Here is a 19456-nt window from a genome sequence, read left to right on the forward strand (position 1 = left end):
GCGCCGGCGCACCGATGAGCGACCAAAAGATCACGTCGCGTGCCGGCGCTGCGATCTTCGACCGGCGCGTGACAAAGACGTATTCTACGATCCAGATGATCCATGCAAAGGGATGGTTCCAGAGGAGAACTGTCGCGGAGGCGGAAATCGTGATCGCAATCAGCCCACTCCGGCGACCGAACGCACGAAAGGCGAAGTAGCTGAAAACATTACCCAGCAGAATGTCGACGCCTGTGCCAAGCGAGAACCTTGCCATGTTCGCGGCGAAGCCGAGACATCCGCAGAGCACTCCCCACAATATCGGAGAGAGGGTCAACCTCTTCACCACACGCTCTCCAATCAGCTTCCGCGCAACAGCGGGAGGATGGCATCCATAAGCTCCTGCGGCGCCACCGGTTTGCGCAGGAAATCAACCACACCGAGCTGCCGCCCAGCCTCGACATCTTCGGGCGAAATGAAGCCGGACATGACGACGAAGCTGAGCCTGCGGTCGGGAAATTTTTCTTTTATGCTCCTGATAAAATCGAATCCCGAGCGGCCGGGCATACGCAGATCCGTTACGACAACCCGAACCTTTTCCATCCGCCCCAGCTCATCCTCAAGCATTGCCGGCGTAAAAAGACCGATCGCCTTAACCCCCCGCCCCGACAGGTAATCGGCAACCTCATCGGCAATTTCGATTTCATCATCGAGCAACAGGACCTCGACCTCTTTCATCACGCCTCAATAATCACATTTCACTCTTCACAAGAGGAAAAATACAAAATACACCATACGGAGCAACTATACCGAGCTCGATTTGCAGTATTTCATATTTGAGATACGCCGCAAGCTTTCGGCTGCGGGGTTTCCATGCCGATGATGACGTCGCGATCGAGCAGACGGCGCACTTGCTGATAGCTCGCATTCCCGGACATCGAAGAATGCGTGCAGGGGGCTGTCTAGTGACTTGCGAGCACCGCCTCCGTTGACGACGAGATATATTCTGCCAACTCGCGCTCAACCTTCGCCAACGCACTCTCCCAATCACCCAATCGATCCTGACGGAAGAGCCTCACGGTTGGATACCAGGGGCAATCACGGCCCTCCATCCTCCAACGCCATTCCGGCGAATGCTTGAGGATGACCCAGGTCGGACGAGCCATAGCGCCGCCGACATGGGCGAGCGAGGAGTCTAGCGTGATGATCAGATCAAGATGCTCCGCGATGGCGGCCGTATCGAGGAAAGCGTCAGGCCCGGCGTCGAAGTCATCGCCAGGCGTCTCCACGCGCATTCCCCTTGGCAGGCTCGCCAATTGCTCCGTCCCCTCATTTTTCTGTAGACTGATCAGTCGGACATTCGGAAGCGCGGCGACACCTTCCAGATCTGCCAGCGGGAATACCCTGTGCTCATCAATCGCCACTTTGCTACCGCACCAACTGACGCCGATTTTGAATCCATGATCGCCGATCCTTCTTCTCCACAGCTCCGCCCTGTCGGGATCGGCCCGCAAGTAGGGCACTTCGGCAGGAATGGTGCTCGCCGCCGTGCCAAAAGCCAGAGGCAGGCTCATGAGCGGCGAGTGATAATCGAAATGAACAGGCGTCGCGGTCTCGTCGATGATCTCGATAGTTGGGCTCAGAGTCCTGATAAATCCATGCAAGGAATTCTGGATGGACAGGATAACCCGCGCGCCGCGCTCCTCGGCGAGCTTGGCATATCGGCAAAACTGAATCGTGTCTCCGAGCAGATGCTCATGATAGATGAACAGCGTCTTGCCAGCGATGTCGACATCGGATGTCAAGGACGGCTGCGAATACGAGAGAACCTCTTTCAACTTTCGCAGACTCGGCCTGAGCTCATACAGCGGTAACCCTTCCTCATAACGGCCAAGGGCGAGCAGGCAGGTGCCTTTTCCAGCCTGCGCGTTGGTATAGGGCGGCAGAGCTGCGCTGGCGTTGTCGTAGCTCTCTATTGCCTCCTCGATGCGCGTCAGCGTCGTTAGCGCCTTCGCGCGATTGTAGTGAGCGTCGGCAAAATGCGGTGCAAGCGCGATCGCCTTGTCGAAAGCAAGCACGGCCTCCTCGTGACGGAGCAAAGGCAGAAGCACCATTGCGCGCTGCATGTGCGCTGCCGGATTTTTCGGCGCGAGCGCGACCGCGGTTTCGCAACATGCCAGAGCCTCCGCATAGCGCCCAAGGCCACTGAGAGCAAAGGAAAGATCGAGATGCGCGTCCACGTTGGAGGGCGAAATCCGGGTCGCTTCAGTCAACATCTGCCGCGCTGGCTCGAACAATCGCATTTTGACGCAATTGCTGCCGAGGAGGTAGAGCGCGCCAGCATTGCGCGGCGACGCCCTCAGAATGTCGAGCAGGACATCGTTCGCCTCCTTCAACTGCCCCCGCCTGGAGAACTCAAGCCCCCGGTTGAACTTCAGCGCTATGTCCATCTCGCTCCGAACGGCCATCTCATCCTCTCTACCTTGCAGCATTCGCCAAAGCGTAGATCAGTCGGGAATTTACTTGATTATTCGGTCTCTCACCCGACGACGCCAACAAAAAGAGCGGAATGAAGCTTTCATTCCGCTCTCCGACGTTTCACCATGATCTGCATGGAGCAGCGGCAAAGGATCAGTCGATGCGCTTTATCGCTTCGCTGAAACCCTTGAGCGAAACCGTATAGGCCATAGCCTCGGTGTTCGGACCGAGGACTGTCACCGAGACGCTCTTCATCGCCGAAAGGCGGGAGATTATATCCGGATCCATGGGGAAGAGCGCATTGCAGCCTTGCGGTGTGCATCTGTTGAAAGCGTATTTCCGCGGCTTGTCCTTGGCCTCAACCGTCAGCCCGCCAGGCAGGAGAACACCCAAGGGGACGTTCACAAAAGACACCGTGCCTTTGCCGTCTTGCCGGTGCGCAACGAACCAGGAAACCGCTGGCCTGCGCTTTTCCTGATCGACAAGAAGAATGCGCGCGAAGCAGGACTGTTTGTCCTTGGTCGGACAAACAACCTTCCAGTCGCCGAAACTTTCGACATGTGCCGCAGGCATGGACTTTGCCGCAGCCTTCCTGGGGGCAGGTTTCCTGATAGCGGGTTTCTTGGCCAAACCAGGTGCTGTCACCTTTGCCGGAGGCGGGGGAGGTGGATCGTTCAGAACCCCAACTTCCGCCCGCACCGACCCAACGGGGACCAAAAACAAACCAGCCAACGCAACGACCATAGCCGCAACGCGGCCCTTGCCAAATGCTGTCATACCAACTCCCCGTGTCCCCCGCAGCCTGGGTAATCAAACAAGTGCGGGAACAAGTCCGCGCACAAACCGCCGACGTGTCAGTTGTCGAACCACTGATATGAATCGGACGCCTTGAACTGATAGGTCCCCGGCTTCGTGGTCTTCAGATGGACCGGCGTCGACGTAAGCTCGCTGCTGCTGGAATTACTCAACGGCTGCGTCGAAGCAAGCGAACCCTGAACGACCGACGCATTGTCCTGATTGGAACTGGTCTGCGTCGTAGAGCTCGTCGTCTGATCCTGCTGCGGCATATCCGGACTCTTCAGAGGCGCATCCTCGGCGGGCAAGGACGACACAGCCGTGGCCGTCGATGTAACGGCGGGTGTCGCGGCCTGCTTCTCCGCAGGGGCCGGAAGCGCCGCCTGCTTCTCGGCCGGTGCAGGAACGGACGCCTGCTGCTCGGCTGGCGCAGGAGCAGCTACTTTCTGCGCAGGCGAAACATAACCCACGGGCGCGGCGCTGGTCTGGGGCCCGACAGCGGCGGAAGGCGCGGCATCGTTCATGGCGTTCGGCAGTTCATTGGCTCCCGTCGCGCCCGCGTCCGCCGTGGCCACAGGATCCTTGCCGAGTTCTGCACGCAGTTCCGGCGTATCGCAATATTTGTCGGCGCCGGTGAGCGATGAAACCATGTCGTAGGCCGCAAGCTCGAGCAGCCAGCGCACGGCGGCCTGTACGGGCTCGTTGGCCTGAGAGCCGAGATTGAACTCGAAGATTTCCCTGGGACCCCAATTTGTGCCACCGCCCATCGCGAAGAAGCGGAACAGGCCAGCGGACAATTCACTGCCCACGATCTGCTTCGAATAGGAACGCGCCATCACGAGCTCTGTCGTCTTCGTATTCGTGAGCATCAGGTCGGCGCCGACGCTGATGTAATATTTCCGGCTACCAGCCGTCAGGCCCGCGACGCCTGCCTCGGCGATGTCGGACTTGATGCTCCAGTTCAATTCGGTGAGCGCGCCCGAGACGAAATGGGTCGAGCCCACGATCGCGCCGGCGGTGATGGGACGATAGGCGAATTCCTTGCCCTGGACTTCCACGGGCTTGCCCTCGCCGAGCTGCTTGTCCATCGCGCGTTTCATCTCCCATTCGGAGACGGCGGTGGAATTGCGATTGACGAGCCTGACACCTGTCTTGGCCAGCGCGATCACGAACATCATGTCGGGGCGCTGCGTGAGGATCGTCGAATGTGCATCGCCGCTCGCCTGCGCGCCAGACCCATCGGTCAGATCGTTGACGGCGAGACGCAGATCGAGCCCCGGCGGAATATGATGCGCGAGGCAACGCAAGTGGCTCTCCATGGGCGTGAAGTTTGCCCGTGGGGCCGGCCCCTGCATCACAGTCGCCTCCTGCTTGATGTCTTGGGCTGCGTCGGGCATAGCGCATGCGGCCTGTGCCAGAGCCAGAGCGACGGCAGACGACACTCCGATAAACCTGCGAATAGCGCCGAACATAGAATTTACCCCACTTTTGCAGTCGCTCCCGAGGCGAAGCCGACTTCGCGCAGTTTAAAATGCGTCATTACGGATTCAGCGGATCCGGATTGAGCGTAAGATCGCGCTGGTTGGTTCCCGACTGGCTGGTGTCGGTTGACGTCTGCGTCGGATCCGTAACCTTGCCGCCGTCGAAGGTGACGGTGTTGTTGTCGCCGTTCAGAACAAGCGTGTTGTTGATCTGCACGACGTTATTCATGTTCGTGTTGGCTTGCTGATCGGAATTCGATGTACCGGAGCCCGTTCCCAGGTTGCTCCTGCCCGAGTTCCAGTAATTGAAACGGAGTGCTTCTTTGTTGGTCCTGGATGATTCCGTGTTCAGCTTGAAAGAGAGCACGTAGGGGCGAGAGAACCCGTCCTCGTCCGCGCGTGCCTGCGCCGCGCAAAGCAACACGCCCGCCATGACAAAAAGCTGAGGCAACCGCCGGTAAGAACGCATGTTTGGGACCTCTCAAGATAGTTGGGAGGGGCTGAATTGCCCCTCCCGGTTATCGTCAAACAACCGCAGGCATTACTGGACGACGGGAACCGTCGCCGTAATCGTATTGATGCGGTTGATCGCGGCCTGCGACGCGCCGTTGATAGCGCTCGACGCGCTGCCATACGCGATGGCGGCGTTGGTCAGGTACTGCTGGGTATCATCCGAGATCTGGTTGATCGTGGTAATACCACTGACGCCCACGGCCGAGATCGTATTGACCGAGGCCAGAGCCAGCTGCGACACGTTGGACATCGATGCTGTCGAACCGGTGCCGTCGCCATTGGCCCAGGCGCGATTGTAGATATCCAAGATGTTGCCACCCTCGCCGGTATTCTTCGAGACCTGGTTGACCGTCAACTGCGTGTCGCCGTTGAGGATGCCACCAGAGATCGAGTTGACCGACAGCGAGGCCTGCTGTGTCACATTGTCGACATTGGCATGCGTACCCCATGCCACGGCCTCGTTTCCGTTCATGACCGCATAGTCGATGGCCGCCTGATCGATGCCACCCGTCGTCGTCGTGACATCGCCGGTCGAAATCGAATTCAGGACCGTGACTGCGGTTTGATCGAGTCCGTCGATCTTGGCAGTACCGCTGTCAGTCTGCGCCACGGCCACGTTGAAGCCATTATAGGTCTGGTAATAGCTCTGGTACGGGAACATCACATAGTCGTTCACGACCTGAGAGAATGTTCCGCTAATCGACAACGTCCCGTCGTTGGACACGTTGCCCGTCGCCGGGTTGTCCACCGCGAAGGTGTTCACGACCGTGCGCAGGTACTGCGAGTCGCCGGAAATGTCGACATTGCCAGCACCCGTGACATTGCCCGCGGGGTCCGTATTGAACAGCGCACCGTTGTTGAAGTTGTTGAAGTAAACGTACCCATCCGTATAGGCGAAGTTCCAAACGGAAGGATTGGTCGTCGCCAGGATGGAGTTGGAGGTATAAGGCGACGAACCATTGAAGAAGGCGTACTGGTTCGCATAGCCGCCATAGGCCACACCGAAGATGTTGCCACCGCCGAAGATGTTGCCGCCGCCATAGATGCTCGACTTCGCTTCGACGATCACGTTACCGCCGAGATCGAAGCTGCCACTCTCGGTGCCGGTAGACAGCTGAGCGGTGTTGATCGAGGCCATTGCGACCTGATCGATGCCGGTGACCTTCGGATCGCCAGCAGGCATGTGGGGCAGACCGCCAGGTGAGTAGGCACCTGCGAAGTTCTGCGACCACATCTGGGCATAGGTGTTGGTATAGGGCCCGACGCTGAAAGCATACGGATCGCCGAGGTAGAAATGCTGATAGAGGTTTACGGAGATCGGCATTCCGTCGAGGCCTGAAACACCCGCGACGTTTACGCTGTTGGCAGCGTACTGAACCGAGTTGATCGGGTCACCAACCTGCAGCGTCGAAGTCGGATCCGCCGCGAGGGCGGCGTCAACGTCCGCCTGTGTTGCAGGAATATGCCCGTCGATAAGCGCACTGCCGCCGTTAAGCGCCGCAGCGACCTCGAAGTTGGTCACAGTCTGATGGAAGGAATAGACATCGGCGTAGGCGAACGGGCCGAAGCCAGTGCCCTGATAGAGCTGTTGATAGATATCGGTCACGCCATTATAGGCGACGTTACCATCGACATACGGCGTGAAGTCGGCCTTCAGGAACGCGCCATTGACGAGATTGCTCCCGTATTGCGTACCACCGCCGGCCGCATCGCCCCAGTTCGTGACGGCAGCCATTTCATTCGACACGCCCTGATAGATATAGGCGTAGCTATATGCGCCGAGAATGTTGAAGTCCTGGTTGACCGAGACCGCCGCATTACCCAGGTTGACATTGTCAGCGGTGATGACCGTCGAGACCACCAATGGCGACGAGGAAGAGCCGATGCTGTCCAGGTAGTTCGCGCCCTGCTGCGAGCCAAACGCATCCGCTCCATAAATCGGCGAATGCACCGAATAGGAATTATCGGTGAACGCCACGAGGTAGTTGTCGATGTACTGGTTGTAATACACGCTGCCGAAGAGCGGATTAGGCCCCTGGTTGAGCACGATGTTCGCATCCGCGTAGGCCCTGCCACTCATCAGAGCCACGGTCGCGACGCCGAGAAATAGCGTCTTTGACATCTTCATGATTTGCCTACCCTTCTAAATGTGGACGAGGCCGCATCAGCCCCGCCCCGTTCCCAGTTAACTTTCAGAAATGAAGAGACAACCCGATAAGCAGGTTGTTGGAGTTGAGATTCGCGTTACCGCTCATCAGGATGGACCTCCAACGATAGCCAACATCGACACTCACACTGTCCCCGAGCGGTGCCCTGACGCCTAATCCAAGCTGATATGCAAAGTCCGTTTCGTTATCGCTGCCATCGACCCTGTCCGCGGTCGGTCCCGCCAGCGTTCCCGTTCCGGCTGCGGAGTAATCGACCCAGGCCACGCCGAGGCCGCCTCCCGCATAAGGCACAACCGGCCCCTCGATCGGCAGGTCGTACCAAAAGTTGGCGAGCAGAGTGACGACCGACACATCCCCCGACAGGCTGCCGTAATGATCGACATACGGAGTGCTATCGGTCGGAAAGATATCGGACGGGCCTTCCCTACCGGTCGCGGTGATCGAGGAAAGATCGTATTTCGCATAGGCGAGTTCGAGTTCGCCGCGCAGATCGTCGCCATCCTTCAGGATGTCGTAGAAAAGCCGCGTACCGACCGCGCCGGAAATGATCCAGGAATTGTCGAAGTTGAAGTCGTAAACGCCGACATCGCGGCTATCCAAATTGATGTTGTCGTAATTCTTCGATGAATCGAACGACAGCCAGCTCCAGCCGCCCGCGCCCGTCACGTAATAACCTGGCCCATGCAGAATATCAGTGCGCATGGTCCCGCTTGCTTCGCCGTTCTCCTCAGCCGCGAATGCGGACGAGGAGATCAAGGCGGCAAAGACCGCGAGAGCCAGAAAAAAACGAGATTTCATATTCCCCCCAGAACGTAGAATTGAGCTTCAGAATATGCTCCCCGAAGCGGTCATTCACCGAGACGCAACCATTCCAATTCGAGAGCGACCGCTATCCATAATCGACCAAACTGATACAGACGACTTTTGCTCCAGACCTCGTCTACCGTAGTCGGACTATTTGAAAGCGATGATTTCACGATGCAGTTTCACAGACTCCGTACGTGCCGCCTGCAAGTCTTCGCCCGCGATGTCCCTGAGAATTTTCATCGTACGAAACTGGAAATTTTGCGGATGCTGTGGCATCCCCATGACAAGGCGCATGCCACCCTTGTCGATGACCGGATAGCGCCGATTGATTGCAAAAAGCATGAGCTGCCAACACGCAATCGTCTGCGCGTAGAGCGCCGTCAGATAAGGAAGGTCCAGCGGAGAGCGCACCTTCGATGCGTGTATCAACGCAAACTCTGCCTCGGTTCGAAACGTTCCGATCATTCGTGAACGCAACATTTCGGGATACGGCGTCGCCCGTTGCACCAAATTTCGCAGCGCGCGCTCCGGATCGTGGACCGGAAGCGCATAGACGACATAACTGATGATGATCGTGGTGAGATAGCCGATCGGATGGAGCGGATGGAGTGTCCGTTTGAACACACCCTGTCTGGCGGCCTCAATCTCCGCAGCGATGACGTCAAGAGATCGAACGAGAATTTCCACCTTTTGCCCGCGTACGGTGAAATTCACCAGATTGCCGTTCGGGGAGCTTGCGATGCCCGGGCCGGCAAGATGCGCCACGGCGGCATTCAATTGCTCTTTGTTGATGGCGCCAAGACGGCTTTCGAAGGCAATGATGTCGTAATCGGAGCCTGCATCTGCGGTTCCAATCGCCCGCGATCCGCCAATTGCAACCGCACATACCCCGGAAACGCTACTCAACGCCGCTGCAACATCGGCGATCACCGGATCCTGCACCGGCGCCGTTCGGCTGGCGATATGCGGCATGCTGCCCCCTCCGATATTCCAATCCCGCAGCGGACTGCAGACGGCGAAATGAATGAAGCCTCATCCCGCCGGATTCGAAGTATCAGATTTTCCGCTCGAGGAACCGCATGGATGCATCCAATTTGAGACAGAGTCCCTCGGCATCGGATTGCCGCGTTGTCGCAACTGGCCTAGCAATCCAAAAGCGTGTGACATATTGTAATTGTAAAGAATAGTAGCGAACTGGCGGCATTCTCGTTGCGTGCCGCTTGAAGAAACCGCCCGAAAAGCGGCGGAAAAATCCTCCGCACCGGAATTATTCCGGATGCTCACCGGCATTGCGGCGGCGCACCAAAACAAAATGAACGAAAAACGGAACGCGTTTCGCCAGCGCGTAGCCAGCCGGATCCACCTTCTCCATTTCAGGCGCGGGCTCCGCCTCGATAAGCTGCTCTATCAGCAGACCGGCCTCATAAATCGCAGATGTAATCGCCCCCATCGGCCGTTGAACATGCTCGACCGGACCACCGGCCCAGTCCCACCCTGGCCGGACTAGCCCGACCGCTCGATATCCAAATTTCTGAATGAAGCCGATGTGCAGAATCGGATGCTTCATCGAAACGATCATTTTCCCATCGGTTTTCAACATTTGCTCAAGACGGGAAAATTCGACCTTCAAGTCCTGCACATAGTGCATGACGAGATTTGACAGCACGAGATCGAACTTTCGACCTGCCATTATCGCATCGAGATCGGATGATTTGCAGCTGTGGATCTCGCAGCCCGTTCCGACGCGCTTGATGGCCTGCTCGACCATTCCTTTGGATGGATCGAATGCGACAACGCGCGCTCCGGCCTTGTGCGCGTATTCGGTGTAAAAACCGCTACCGCACCCCGCGTCGAGAACATCAATGTCCTTGAGTGGGGGCAACAGCGAAATCGTCGCCGGGCGCTCGTAAAACTGATTGCCCGGTATTCGATCGATAACGGCAGAAAACTGCTCGGCGATCTGATCGTAGTCCGTCGTCATCTGCGCCCCCTGCTGGGCTGATGGTTACGCCGCCCCGTTCGACACAGAACCAGCGCTCACAAACCCGCACCCGGCACAACGCTCTCCGCCCGGCTCTCGTTCCCGTACAGCTTTTCCAGGATTGCAAACGACGCCTCCACAGGAACATTCCTGCGGCGCATGTCTTCGATCACGCCACCACGCGCGAGCCACTGACCGAAGACGACCGCGCCCGGCGAAACGGCGGACCAGGCACCGATCGACCTTCCAACACCATCAGGCGCGAGGTTGATGAGCCTCTCCATCAGCAGCGCGATAAGCAGGTCTTCGAGCAAACGAGAGCCCGGCGGCTGGATATCGCATCTGCCTGCCTGCATGTATTTGTTCGAACGAAACAAATCCATTCCGCCGGCCAAAGGGTCCCGCGAGGCGAAACACACACGGCCGACGCCCGCCATTCGAATGGCGCCAGCACACATCGGGCAAGGCTCGAGTGTCGAATAGAGCACGAAGTCTTGCAGCGCCGCCTTGTGCTTGACCGATCCTAAAGTCAGAATTTCAGCGTGAGCGACCGAGCTGCCTGCAAAGGGGTGTGTTGCATGGTCCGCAAGACGAAGGTTGTGCCCGCAAGCAACAACACGTCCTGACCGGTCGGCCAGCGCCGAACCAATCGGCAATGTCCCCGCGCGACAAGCCTGCCACGCCTGCTGAACAGCGACCTTCCAAGGCTCTGAAAGCGTTTGAAACAAGCCCGGCACGGCTGACTGCTCAGTTGGTTCCAATACGGCATCCCATAAGGAATATTATATATAGGGCTTTAATTCATCACGCTGATAGCAATAGAAATAACTCGCATAGCCAAGCCAGTCCAAGCGATCGACGACGCGATCCCGAAACAATTAATCATTGAACCGCGCCGCGCTGCGTGGCAAGCCGCATGATGAATCTTTGACCACGCGCCTTAAAACGCGTTTTTGCTTTTCCAAAATCGGCCAACCGGCATGACTTTCTCGATACGCTGAGCGTATTCTCTGTGCCAGTTGCTTACTTACAGGGGCAGTTAAATTGTTACTCACAAAACGACAAAAGACCCAGCTCTCCAAGATCGTCTTGCAGGTAGAGAAGCTGTTGAAGCAGTCTGAGGCCGCAGAGAAGCGTCAGCAGAAAAAGGCAAAAGCATCAAAGACCGCGAAGGGTCAAGGTCGCCGCAAGCGAGTGAAGCGCTCTCGCGTGGAAGCCGCCGAGATGCGCAAGGCCATTATCGCCGCACGCAAAAAGGGTGCAAAGGTTGCCGAGCTCGCCAAAAAATATGGCGTCAGCACAGCATATATTTACATGATCAAGTAAGTGCCTGCGGCCGAAAGAACCGCAGTCCTTGGGCGTTGGCAGAACTGCCTCCGGAGGGGGCAGTAGCGGGCAGGCTACGCCTCGGCCAACGGAGAGGCACCGCATAAGGCCCGGGGGTGGCCCCGGAGCCAGCAAGTCCCTTCCGCAGGTGCCCGCGGATAGCCCATAAATGCCGGAAATTGGAGCGGGTGAAGGGAATCGAACCCTCGTCGTAAGCTTGGGAAGCTTCTGCTCTACCATTGAGCTACACCCGCGCGCCGTCTGTTTAGCGCGAGGGCCGATGTCTGCGCAAGGGCCCCCAAGCAAGGATTCCGGAGCTTGCCTCCCCAGGCCGCGCATTGTGCGTGGCGACGATGAGGTTTTACGCGTGGCAACCCCTCCGATCGCAAGAGGCCCGGAAACGCCATGCCACGCGGGCGATGGGCCCAAGGCAGCTATGTCGCACCTACCGGACGCCGCCTCCGTCACTCCACTCCGAGCAAGTACTTCCTGAATTCCCGAATCCGGTGGTCATCTTCATCAGTATGCTGAACGCGTATCGAACTTCTCAGCCTTTCTGGTTCCGCGCAGCTCAGTCCACATTCCCTGAAGACCGACTGAACGATGCCGGGATTTTCCACAATGTCCTCATAAAAATAAACCTTGCTCACATGTCGCGAAACATAAGCGTTGTAATACTCCTCCCAGGTGCTGAAGGCATAAAGTGAGTGGAGTATCAGGCTGTTCGTGATCGCATCCGGCGGGACATGCCGCTTGGGCGCTTGATGCGACATCCATTGGTCGGTGGCGATCGCCTTGGTAAACGAAAACGCCTGCGCGATCCTGTCCCTTCGCTTGAGATAGAGGACCTTGTCAAATCCTATGGACAGGAGGTCGAAGCCTCTCTCCTTCCAATGGATATATTGGTTCATCTGCACGTTTATCGAGAAGACGCCATTCGGCGTCGTCGTCTTGAACAGCACATCCCTCATGAAATCCGGGAAGTGCAAATGCTCGATATTCCGTTTTTCCAGATAGAGGTCTAGCGCTCGCTGATTTAGCCATTCACGCGGCTCACCGAATTCGTTGCTGCTGGCCAGAAGACTGCAGAAATGCGTGGAGCCGCTTCGTTGGGTAGAAAAAATCGCGATCTTTTTCGTCGGCGGCCATGCGCGAGCTGGGCGGCTTTCCAGCGCAACAAGAGGCTCAACCAAGAGTTCGTCCGCGGTTTTCAGCTCCGGCATCTCGCTAAAATGCTCCGGTAGTTCATATGCACTTTGGAAAAAAGCGACGCACAACCGCCAGCTCAGGAAAATAACGCCGAGCATAAAACTGAAATTCGGCCCACCCGCATCGAGCGTCAGGCGCGTTTAAAACAAGAAAATCCCATCAACGCCTTCAAGTCAACGCGCCTGCTTCGTCGCGCGCCCGGATTTTACCAGCGGTTCTCAACCTCCTCCGCGAAACCGAGAAAATCCTTCACTTCGAACTTGCTGCCATCGTCGAGAATGACGAAGCCGGTAAAGCGCCCGAAGACCTGATGCTGGATCGAGCGCAGAAGCTTGAGATCGAAGATTGCGCTACGGTCGATGATCGGTCTGAACTCCATCTCGAAGCGCCCGTCGCTGCTCGTGAAACTCCACGGCGCGCCGTCATAGGTGTCGGCCGGGATGTGAAAGGCAATGTCGGCAAGCTTGTGCGCGCAGCCGTCGAGAAAGACCATGTTCTCGGTCGCGGCCGAGGTATCGCCAAAGCCATAGCCGATGTTGAATCCGAACGGGCGCCCGCTCACAAGGCCTGAGGTCGAACCCCAATACCACGTATTGTCATAGGTCCAGACGCCGCGCCCCCAGTCGAGAACGGCGAATGCGGATGCCGGCTCGAAGCGGAAGCTTTCGCCACCCATTGATATCTCGCCTTCGGCGGGCATGCAGTTGATCTTCTGATTGTAGTAGAAGGCGCGCGGCGCGCGGGGGAACGGCGTCGCGATGACCATACGATCCATCGGTGGCTGCGAGAGGCGCAACTCGCCCTTGAGCCCCCTGCCTCTGGCGAAGCCCGGACAATCGACGGAGAGACGCCGCCCGCCCGGCTCATGGCGAAAGGCGATCGACATCTTCGGATGGCCCTGCACGATATCGCCCGCGTCGGCGCTCTCAGGCAGCGCCATGCGACCCTTCGGAAAAGGAATCATGATGCTGTCGTTGATCGCCTTCGGCGCGCGAAAGTCGAGCCACGAGGCAGAGAGCAGGCCCATATAGCCATTGTCGGCAACGGTGAGCGCTATCCCGTATTCCTCCGTCAGCGCGCAGTAATAGTCCCACTCCTTGATGCGCAGCCAGGACGCCGCAATGTCGCCGCGCCGATAGCGTTTCACCTCGCTTTTGGCGAAGCCTGCCTCGCGCAATCGGCCCCTGTCGTCCAGAAGCTCTCCCGCCGTCAATTCGTGCTGCATGCTGCCCCCCCTTGGTGTTGAGCGCAGTCTAGCGAAGCTCGCGGATTTGTGAATGGCGAAGCCGACGCCCGATGCTAGCTTGCGAGCCATGACCAGACTCATGACGACAGACTTTCCGGCAATGAAGTTTTCCCATCCCGACATAACGGCGAAGGGGGAACGCCGCGCCGCGGTTGACTTCCAGCAGCTCGATACGCTCTGGATCAACACAGGCACACTCTGCAACATCGAGTGCGCCAATTGCTATATCCACTCGAGCCCAACCGAAGATCGCCTGTCTTACATCACCGCCGCCGAGGTCACCGCCTATCTCGACGAGATCGCAACTGAACGGCTTTCAACGCGCGAAATTGGCTTCACCGGTGGCGAGCCCTTCATGAACCCGGATATCTTCGGCATGGTGGAGGACGTGCTTCGGCGCGGGCATGAGGCACTCATTCTCACCAACGCGATGCAGCCGATGATGCGCCCTCGCTGCCGCGAGGAACTGCGACGACTCAAGGCGACATATGGAGCATCGCTCAGGCTGCGCGTCAGCCTCGATCACTATACGGAAGAGCTCCATGAGCTGGAGCGCGGCAAGGGTTCCTTCGCGAGTACAATGGAAGGCTTGCGCTTCCTCGCGCGCGAGGGCTTCGCGCTGGCTGTCGCGGGCCGCATGAGGTCCGGCGAACAAGAAGCAGAAGAGCGGGCGGGCTTTGCCGCACTTTTCGCGCGAGAGAAGATTGCAGTCGACGCATCGAACCACGGCTCCCTCGTCCTTTTTCCCGAAATGGACGAGAAGGCAGAAGTGCCGGAGATCACCACGGCATGCTGGGGCATTCTGCACGTAGATCCGGAAAGCCTCATGTGTGCCACGAGCCGCATGGTGGTGAAGCGCAAGGGCGAGGCTGCCCCTCGCGTCGTCGCCTGCACCCTGCTGCCGGACGACCTGCAATTCGACCTTGGCTCGACGCTCGCCGAAAGCTTCCGGCCGGTGAAGCTCAACCATCGCCACTGCGCCAAATTCTGCGTGCTGGGCGGCGGAAGCTGTTCGGCGGCCTAGGCCCCGCCTGCAGACTGCTCCAAAACGGGACCATTGACCGTAATCAATGAGCGCTCGGCCTCGGATCGGCAATCTCTCCTTCATCGGACGAACGGGAAGCGTTTTCGCTTCTGCGCCCATCGAAGGGAGAAGACAGAGAATGAACATGAAATCGCTGTTGGTAGCCGGCGTCGCGGTGGCAAGCCTGATTGCCGGGTCGGCTTTTGCCGATGTCTACATGAAGGGTGAGGACGTCGCGAAGCTCATCGTCGGCAAGACAATCGAGGGCCAGTATCTGGCCTGTGGCGCCGGGCGTAACGACTTCCGCGAATATTACGATGCCAACGGCGCAATTCGCGGCGGCGAGCGCCCCTGCCAACAGGCAGGCAAGTGGAAGCACTATACCGGCAAGTGGGACGTGAAGGACGGCAAGTTCTGCGTCTATCTCGGCTCGGATCGCACGAGCGGCTGCTTCGACTATCAGGTCGACGAGAAGGGCACTCTGCGCCGCTTCGACGCCAAGGGCGGCGATGTGAACTTCAAGATTTTTGACGGAAACCCGGATCACCTCTGAGCTTCCGCCAGGGTTGCGCGGCCGGCCAACTTGACCCCCCGCCCCCCGGGGCCGGCCGCTGCAATCTCTCCACCAGACCGAGCCGGATCGCGATATGGCATGAGGCGTGGCGCTATTTGCTCACGCCTCTTTTTTCTTCAGCTTGCAAAGAACAGCCACAGCACCGGCAGGAGCAGCGCCGTCACGATGCCATTAATCGTCATGGCGACGCCGGAAAACGTGCCCGCCTTGAAGCTCACCTGAAAGGCACGCGCAGTGCCCATGCCATGCGCCGCAATGCCCATGGCGAAGCCCCGCGCGCGGCGGTCTGTCACACCGACCAGATTGAACAGGGCGCTGCCACAGATTGCGCCGACACCACCTGTGATGATGACAAAGGCGGCTGTGAGCGCTGGAATGCCGCCGATCTCCTGTGCGATGCCCATGGCGATCGGTGTGGTCACAGATTTTGGCGCCAGCGAGCGGATCGTCTCGATGCTCGCGCCGAGTTCATAGCCGATCGCGACCGCCGAGATCACCGCGGTGAACGAGCCGACGACAAGCGCGGCGATCATGGGCAGAAGCACGCTCCTCACTTCGGCAAAATTGAGATAGAGCGGCACGGCGAGGCCCACTGTCGCCGGGCCCAGCAACCAGAGCAGCAACCATCCGCCATGAGAATATTCGGCATAGCTCGTATGGCTCGCGATGAGGAGCACGATGAGCGGCGCCGCTGCGATCAGCACCGGATTGGCCAGCGGATTTCCGTTGAGCGCCTGCTGGAGGCGGCGTGCGGCGAAATAGGCGACGAAGGTCAGCGCGAGCCAAAGCGCACCGTGCGCGACGACAGGCCAATCGATGCTCACGACTCCTCCTCCGCATTGCCGGTCAACTTCGCCGTCCAGTGAAAGGCAAGTGCGCCCGCGACGAGCGCGACGGCAGTCCCGCCCAGGAGCGCCGCGACGATGGGCAGAAGATCCTGCCGTACCAGTGCCGCATAGGCCATCACGCCGACGCCCGCGGGAATGTAGAAGAAGTTGAGATGGCCGAGCAGGAACTCGGCGGTACGGCGGATCGGCTGCGGTACGCGCCCCAGAAGCGCGAGACCGGCAAGCAGGATCAGAATGCCGAGGACGGTTCCCGGCACCGGCAGATGCAGTACCGATGCGACGAGCCCGCCCGCCGCGTTGCAGAGCACCAGCAGCAGAAAGGAGAGCGCGTAATGAAGGACGTTGCGCGCCGTCATCACGTCAGAGCGGCTTGAAATGCTTGGAGAGCTTCAAGCCCTGACGTTGATAATTCGACCCGAGACCCTCGCCATAGAGAACGGCGGGCCGGTTCGTCAGACGCTCGAAGACGAGGCGGCCGATGATCTGCCCATGTTCGAGGATGAAAGGCACGTCATGGCTGCGCACTTCGAGCACGGCGCGGCTGCCAAGTCCGCCGGCTTCCTTGGCACCGAAACCCGGATCGAAGAAGCCCGCATAGTGAACGCGGAACTCGCCGACCAGCGGGTTATAAGGAACCATTTCCGCCGCATGGCTCGCGGGAACATGAACCGCCTCGCGTGAGGCGAGAATGTAGAATTCGTCCGGGTCGAGAATGAGCCCTTCACCAGGGCGCACGCGCAGCGGATCCCAATAATCGAGCACCTCATATTCGTCGCGACGATCGACATCGATAAGCCCCGCATGACGCTTGGCTCGATAGCCGACGAGGCCCGTTTCCTTGTCCGGCTGCAGATTGACGGTAAGGCCGAGTCCGCCATCGATATCGGCCTCGCCATCGACGAGGCGTGACTCCTCATGCAGACGCTTCAGTTCCGCATCCGAGAAGTTCGGCGTACCGCGGCGGAAGCGTATCTGCGCGAGGCGCGAGCCGGGACGCACAAGGATCGGGAAGGTGCGCGGCGAGATTTCGAGATAGAGGTGCCCCTTGTAGCCCGCGGCCACTTGGTCGAACTCGGTCCCGAAGTCGGTGATGACGCGGGTAAAGACGTCGAGGCGGCCGGTCGAGCTTTTCGGATTGGCGGCAGCGGAGGTGCGCTCGGAAAGCGCGAGCGCTTCGACCAGCGGCACGAGGTAGACGCAGCCGGTTTCGAGCACCGCACCGTCGGTCAGGTCGATCTTGTGCAGTGCCAGTTCCTCGACGCGCTCCATGACGCCCTTGTCGGGGCCCGGCAGGAAGCTTGCGCGCAGGCGGAAGGCTTCGGTTCCAAGGCGCAGGTCGAGGCTTGCGGGCTGGATTTGGCCGGCTTCGATCTCCTTGCAGGCCCAGATTTCGCGCTCGCGGATCAGCGTCTGGATGCCATGAGCGGGAAGAATGCCGGTCGCATACACCTGCCCCGGCCCCGCATGGCGGAGTTCCGTGCCGTCATGGTCGGGAAAAAGATCGTCCGCCGCTCGTGTCATGCCGAAGCCTTGCCTTGCCGCCCGGCCCTCGTGGCCGGCCCCGCCCGTTATATGTCGCGGCAGGCCGCCCGGAAAGCCCCTGCCCGCTGCCCGCCCCCTCCCCCATGTCGCTTGACCGCCGGGGGCAATGAGACTTAAATGCGCGCCACTTCGTGGTGATTTGAGCCGACCGGCTTGCGGCCACGTTAAACAAACCGCTAAAGAGGTCGGGTTTCGCGAACCCCGATCCCTTGCCGGTCGGGGTTTTTTGCATTCCGCGGTTTGCAAGGCCCGTAAGCGGGCACCACAAGGCAGGCACCATCATGACAAAGCCCACGAAGTACCGTACCCGCACCTCCCTCGTTCACGGCGGCACCGTCCGCAGCCAGTTCGGGGAGACCAGCGAGGCGATGTTCCTGACCTCGGGCTATACCTACGAGACGATGGAAGCCGCCGAGCGCCGCTTCAAGAATGAAGAGCCCGGCTTCGTCTATAGCCGCTTCTCCAACCCCACCGTCCGCATGTTCGAGGAGCGCATGGCGCTTCTGGAAGGGGCGGAAGACGCCCGCGCGACCGCGAGCGGCATGGCGGCGGTGACGGCGGCGATCATGTGCCAGCTCAGGGCGGGCGACCATATCCTCTCGTCCCAAGCGCTTTTCGGCTCCTGCCGCTACATCGTCGAGGATCTGGCGCCGCGCTATGGCATCGAGTCGACGCTGGTGGACGGCCGCGACCTCAACGCCTGGAAGGCCGGCCTGCGCCCCAATACCAAGGTCGTCTTCCTCGAGTCGCCCTCCAATCCGACGCTCGAAGTGATCGATATCGCGGCAGTGGCCGAGATTGCCCATTCGGTGGGCGCGAAGCTCGTCGTCGACAATGTCTTCGCGACGCCGATCCTGCAGAAGCCGCTGGAACTGGGCGCCGATGTCGTCGTCTATTCGGCGACCAAGCATATCGACGGTCAGGGCCGCTGCCTCGGCGGCGTGGTCCTCTCGACCAAACAGTGGGTCGACGACAATCTGGCGAACTACCTCCGCCAGACCGGGCCCTCGATCAGCCCGTTCAATGCCTGGGTCATGCTCAAGAGCCTCGAAACACTCGACCTGCGCGTGCGCGAACATGCCCGCAACGCCGACGCCGTCGCCCGCTTCCTCGAAGGCCACGAAAAGACTGGCCGTGTGCTCTATCCGGGCTTGAAGAGCCATCCGCAGCACGACCTGGCCATGAAGCAGATGGAAATGGGCGGCAATATCGTCGCTTTCGAGGTGAATGGCGGCAAGGAGGCCGCTTTCCGCTTCGCCAACGCGCTCAAGGTCATCAAGATCTCGAACAATCTGGGCGACGCGAAGAGCCTGATCACCCATCCGGCAACGACAACGCATCAGCGGCTCACACAGGAGCAGCGGGCGGCGCTTGGCATCGGCGAAGGCATGCTCCGCCTGTCGGTCGGGCTTGAGGATGTGCAGGACCTTATCGAGGATCTGGGTGCGGCGCTTGGTCGCGCCTGATCTGTCGCGGCGCTGCGTT

The 19456-nt window shown here is 59.3% G+C and carries 20 protein-coding genes, 1 tRNA gene and 1 riboswitch; of the genes, 5 read left to right on the forward strand and 16 right to left on the reverse strand.

Annotated features, from left to right (window positions below):
* The first annotated feature begins 14 nt into the window (after nt 1-14).
* A complete protein-coding gene (locus F2P47_RS17655) occupies nt 15-200 on the forward strand; it encodes a hypothetical protein (RefSeq protein ID WP_185680971.1) in 186 nt (61 codons plus the stop codon).
* A gap of 139 nt (nt 201-339) precedes the next feature.
* On the opposite strand, the gene F2P47_RS05895 is transcribed toward F2P47_RS17655, so the two are convergent.
* The 10 genes from F2P47_RS05895 to F2P47_RS05940 all read right to left on the reverse strand — a co-directional run bounded on the left by F2P47_RS05895 (nt 340) and on the right by F2P47_RS05940 (nt 10963).
* Nucleotides 340-717 (reverse strand): response regulator, encoded by a 378-nt coding sequence (locus F2P47_RS05895; protein ID WP_152215244.1) that lies wholly within the window; start codon nt 715-717, stop codon nt 340-342.
* Between the two features lie 224 nt (nt 718-941).
* Nucleotides 942-2276, reverse strand: coding sequence for a tetratricopeptide repeat protein (locus tag F2P47_RS05900; protein WP_185680972.1), 1335 nt, complete (start codon nt 2274-2276; stop codon nt 942-944).
* A gap of 334 nt (nt 2277-2610) precedes the next feature.
* Entirely contained in the window at nt 2611-3234 is a 624-nt protein-coding gene (locus F2P47_RS05905; RefSeq protein ID WP_152215246.1) for an invasion associated locus B family protein, read from the reverse strand.
* A 77-nt stretch (nt 3235-3311) separates the two neighbouring features.
* On the reverse strand, nt 3312-4607 hold the full coding sequence (locus tag F2P47_RS05910) for a CsgG/HfaB family protein (RefSeq protein WP_185680973.1): 1296 nt from the start codon (nt 4605-4607) through the stop codon (nt 3312-3314).
* Between the two features lie 184 nt (nt 4608-4791).
* Nucleotides 4792-5202 carry a hypothetical protein gene (locus F2P47_RS05915; RefSeq protein ID WP_152215248.1) on the reverse strand — a complete coding sequence of 137 codons (411 nt, stop codon included), beginning with the start codon at nt 5200-5202 and terminating at the stop codon, nt 4792-4794.
* Nucleotides 5203-5274: 72 nt separating this feature from the next.
* Nucleotides 5275-7374: a hypothetical protein gene (locus F2P47_RS05920; RefSeq protein ID WP_152215249.1), complete on the reverse strand. Its 2100-nt coding sequence runs from the start codon at nt 7372-7374 to the stop codon at nt 5275-5277.
* Nucleotides 7375-7438: 64 nt separating this feature from the next.
* Nucleotides 7439-8212, reverse strand: a complete 774-nt coding sequence (locus F2P47_RS05925; RefSeq protein ID WP_152215250.1) for an outer membrane protein — start codon at nt 8210-8212, stop codon at nt 7439-7441.
* A 156-nt stretch (nt 8213-8368) separates the two neighbouring features.
* On the reverse strand, nt 8369-9193 hold the full coding sequence (locus F2P47_RS05930) for a hypothetical protein (RefSeq protein ID WP_152215251.1): 825 nt from the start codon (nt 9191-9193) through the stop codon (nt 8369-8371).
* Between the two features lie 295 nt (nt 9194-9488).
* Complete coding sequence (locus tag F2P47_RS05935) at nt 9489-10202, reverse strand: class I SAM-dependent methyltransferase (RefSeq protein WP_152215252.1); 714 nt, start codon at nt 10200-10202, stop codon at nt 9489-9491.
* A gap of 56 nt (nt 10203-10258) precedes the next feature.
* Nucleotides 10259-10963 carry a nucleoside deaminase gene (locus tag F2P47_RS05940; protein ID WP_152215253.1) on the reverse strand — a complete coding sequence of 235 codons (705 nt, stop codon included), beginning with the start codon at nt 10961-10963 and terminating at the stop codon, nt 10259-10261.
* Nucleotides 10964-11246: 283 nt separating this feature from the next.
* Between F2P47_RS05940 and F2P47_RS05945 the strand changes: the two genes are divergently transcribed.
* Nucleotides 11247-11528, forward strand: coding sequence for a hypothetical protein (locus F2P47_RS05945; protein WP_152215254.1), 282 nt, complete (start codon nt 11247-11249; stop codon nt 11526-11528).
* A gap of 180 nt (nt 11529-11708) precedes the next feature.
* Here F2P47_RS05945 and F2P47_RS05950 read toward each other — a convergent pair.
* The 3 genes from F2P47_RS05950 to F2P47_RS05960 form a co-directional block, all read right to left on the reverse strand.
* Nucleotides 11709-11782, reverse strand: a tRNA-Gly gene (locus F2P47_RS05950).
* 210 nt (nt 11783-11992) lie between these two features.
* On the reverse strand, nt 11993-12835 hold the full coding sequence (locus F2P47_RS05955; protein ID WP_152215255.1) for a Stf0 family sulfotransferase: 843 nt from the start codon (nt 12833-12835) through the stop codon (nt 11993-11995).
* A gap of 107 nt (nt 12836-12942) precedes the next feature.
* The gene (locus F2P47_RS05960; protein WP_152215256.1) at nt 12943-13962 is read right to left on the reverse strand and encodes a DUF2804 domain-containing protein; all 1020 of its coding nucleotides are present in this window, start codon (nt 13960-13962) and stop codon (nt 12943-12945) included.
* A gap of 88 nt (nt 13963-14050) precedes the next feature.
* On the opposite strand from F2P47_RS05960, the gene F2P47_RS05965 reads away from it, so the two are divergent.
* Together F2P47_RS05965 and F2P47_RS05970 are read left to right on the forward strand one after the other, a co-directional pair.
* The gene (locus F2P47_RS05965; RefSeq protein ID WP_152215257.1) at nt 14051-15007 is read left to right on the forward strand and encodes a radical SAM protein; all 957 of its coding nucleotides are present in this window, start codon (nt 14051-14053) and stop codon (nt 15005-15007) included.
* Between the two features lie 139 nt (nt 15008-15146).
* Entirely contained in the window at nt 15147-15560 is a 414-nt protein-coding gene (locus tag F2P47_RS05970) for a hypothetical protein (RefSeq protein WP_152215258.1), read from the forward strand.
* 137 nt (nt 15561-15697) lie between these two features.
* On the opposite strand, the gene F2P47_RS05975 is transcribed toward F2P47_RS05970, so the two are convergent.
* From F2P47_RS05975 to F2P47_RS05985, 3 genes are read right to left on the reverse strand one after another with little or no spacing between them, the layout of a single operon-like run.
* Nucleotides 15698-16405: an LrgB family protein gene (locus F2P47_RS05975; protein WP_152215259.1), complete on the reverse strand. Its 708-nt coding sequence runs from the start codon at nt 16403-16405 to the stop codon at nt 15698-15700.
* Complete coding sequence (locus F2P47_RS05980; protein ID WP_152215260.1) at nt 16402-16785, reverse strand: CidA/LrgA family protein; 384 nt, start codon at nt 16783-16785, stop codon at nt 16402-16404. Before F2P47_RS05980 ends, F2P47_RS05975 begins: the two co-directional genes overlap by 4 nt.
* A 4-nt stretch (nt 16786-16789) precedes the next feature.
* Nucleotides 16790-17950: a 2'-deoxycytidine 5'-triphosphate deaminase gene (locus F2P47_RS05985; protein ID WP_152215261.1), complete on the reverse strand. Its 1161-nt coding sequence runs from the start codon at nt 17948-17950 to the stop codon at nt 16790-16792.
* A 142-nt stretch (nt 17951-18092) separates the two neighbouring features.
* Nucleotides 18093-18172, forward strand: a riboswitch (SAM riboswitch).
* A gap of 80 nt (nt 18173-18252) precedes the next feature.
* On the opposite strand from F2P47_RS05985, the gene F2P47_RS05990 reads away from it, so the two are divergent.
* Complete coding sequence (locus F2P47_RS05990; RefSeq protein ID WP_152215262.1) at nt 18253-19437, forward strand: O-succinylhomoserine sulfhydrylase; 1185 nt, start codon at nt 18253-18255, stop codon at nt 19435-19437.
* Nucleotides 19438-19456: the final 19 nt, after the last annotated feature.

The sequence above is a fragment of the Parvibaculum sedimenti genome, from assembly GCF_009184905.1.
GTDB classification, from domain to species: domain Bacteria; phylum Pseudomonadota; class Alphaproteobacteria; order Parvibaculales; family Parvibaculaceae; genus Parvibaculum; species Parvibaculum sedimenti.

Coding starts and splice junctions, on each gene's coding strand:
- F2P47_RS05980 (WP_152215260.1), bottom strand. CDS start 16,785: ATGACGGCGCGCAACGTCCTTCATTACGCGCTCTCCTTTCTGCTGCTG.
- F2P47_RS05925 (WP_152215250.1), bottom strand. CDS start 8,212: ATGAAATCTCGTTTTTTTCTGGCTCTCGCGGTCTTTGCCGCCTTGATC.
- F2P47_RS05935 (WP_152215252.1), bottom strand. CDS start 10,202: ATGACGACGGACTACGATCAGATCGCCGAGCAGTTTTCTGCCGTTATC.
- F2P47_RS05930 (WP_152215251.1), bottom strand. CDS start 9,193: ATGCCGCATATCGCCAGCCGAACGGCGCCGGTGCAGGATCCGGTGATC.
- F2P47_RS17655 (WP_185680971.1), top strand. CDS start 15: ATGAGCGACCAAAAGATCACGTCGCGTGCCGGCGCTGCGATCTTCGAC.
- F2P47_RS05920 (WP_152215249.1), bottom strand. CDS start 7,374: ATGAAGATGTCAAAGACGCTATTTCTCGGCGTCGCGACCGTGGCTCTG.
- F2P47_RS05965 (WP_152215257.1), top strand. CDS start 14,051: ATGACCAGACTCATGACGACAGACTTTCCGGCAATGAAGTTTTCCCAT.
- F2P47_RS05895 (WP_152215244.1), bottom strand. CDS start 717: ATGAAAGAGGTCGAGGTCCTGTTGCTCGATGATGAAATCGAAATTGCC.
- F2P47_RS05990 (WP_152215262.1), top strand. CDS start 18,253: ATGACAAAGCCCACGAAGTACCGTACCCGCACCTCCCTCGTTCACGGC.
- F2P47_RS05960 (WP_152215256.1), bottom strand. CDS start 13,962: ATGCAGCACGAATTGACGGCGGGAGAGCTTCTGGACGACAGGGGCCGA.
- F2P47_RS05910 (WP_185680973.1), bottom strand. CDS start 4,607: ATGCAGGGGCCGGCCCCACGGGCAAACTTCACGCCCATGGAGAGCCAC.
- F2P47_RS05915 (WP_152215248.1), bottom strand. CDS start 5,202: ATGCGTTCTTACCGGCGGTTGCCTCAGCTTTTTGTCATGGCGGGCGTG.
- F2P47_RS05970 (WP_152215258.1), top strand. CDS start 15,147: ATGAACATGAAATCGCTGTTGGTAGCCGGCGTCGCGGTGGCAAGCCTG.
- F2P47_RS05905 (WP_152215246.1), bottom strand. CDS start 3,234: ATGACAGCATTTGGCAAGGGCCGCGTTGCGGCTATGGTCGTTGCGTTG.
- F2P47_RS05985 (WP_152215261.1), bottom strand. CDS start 17,950: ATGACACGAGCGGCGGACGATCTTTTTCCCGACCATGACGGCACGGAA.
- F2P47_RS05955 (WP_152215255.1), bottom strand. CDS start 12,835: ATGCTCGGCGTTATTTTCCTGAGCTGGCGGTTGTGCGTCGCTTTTTTC.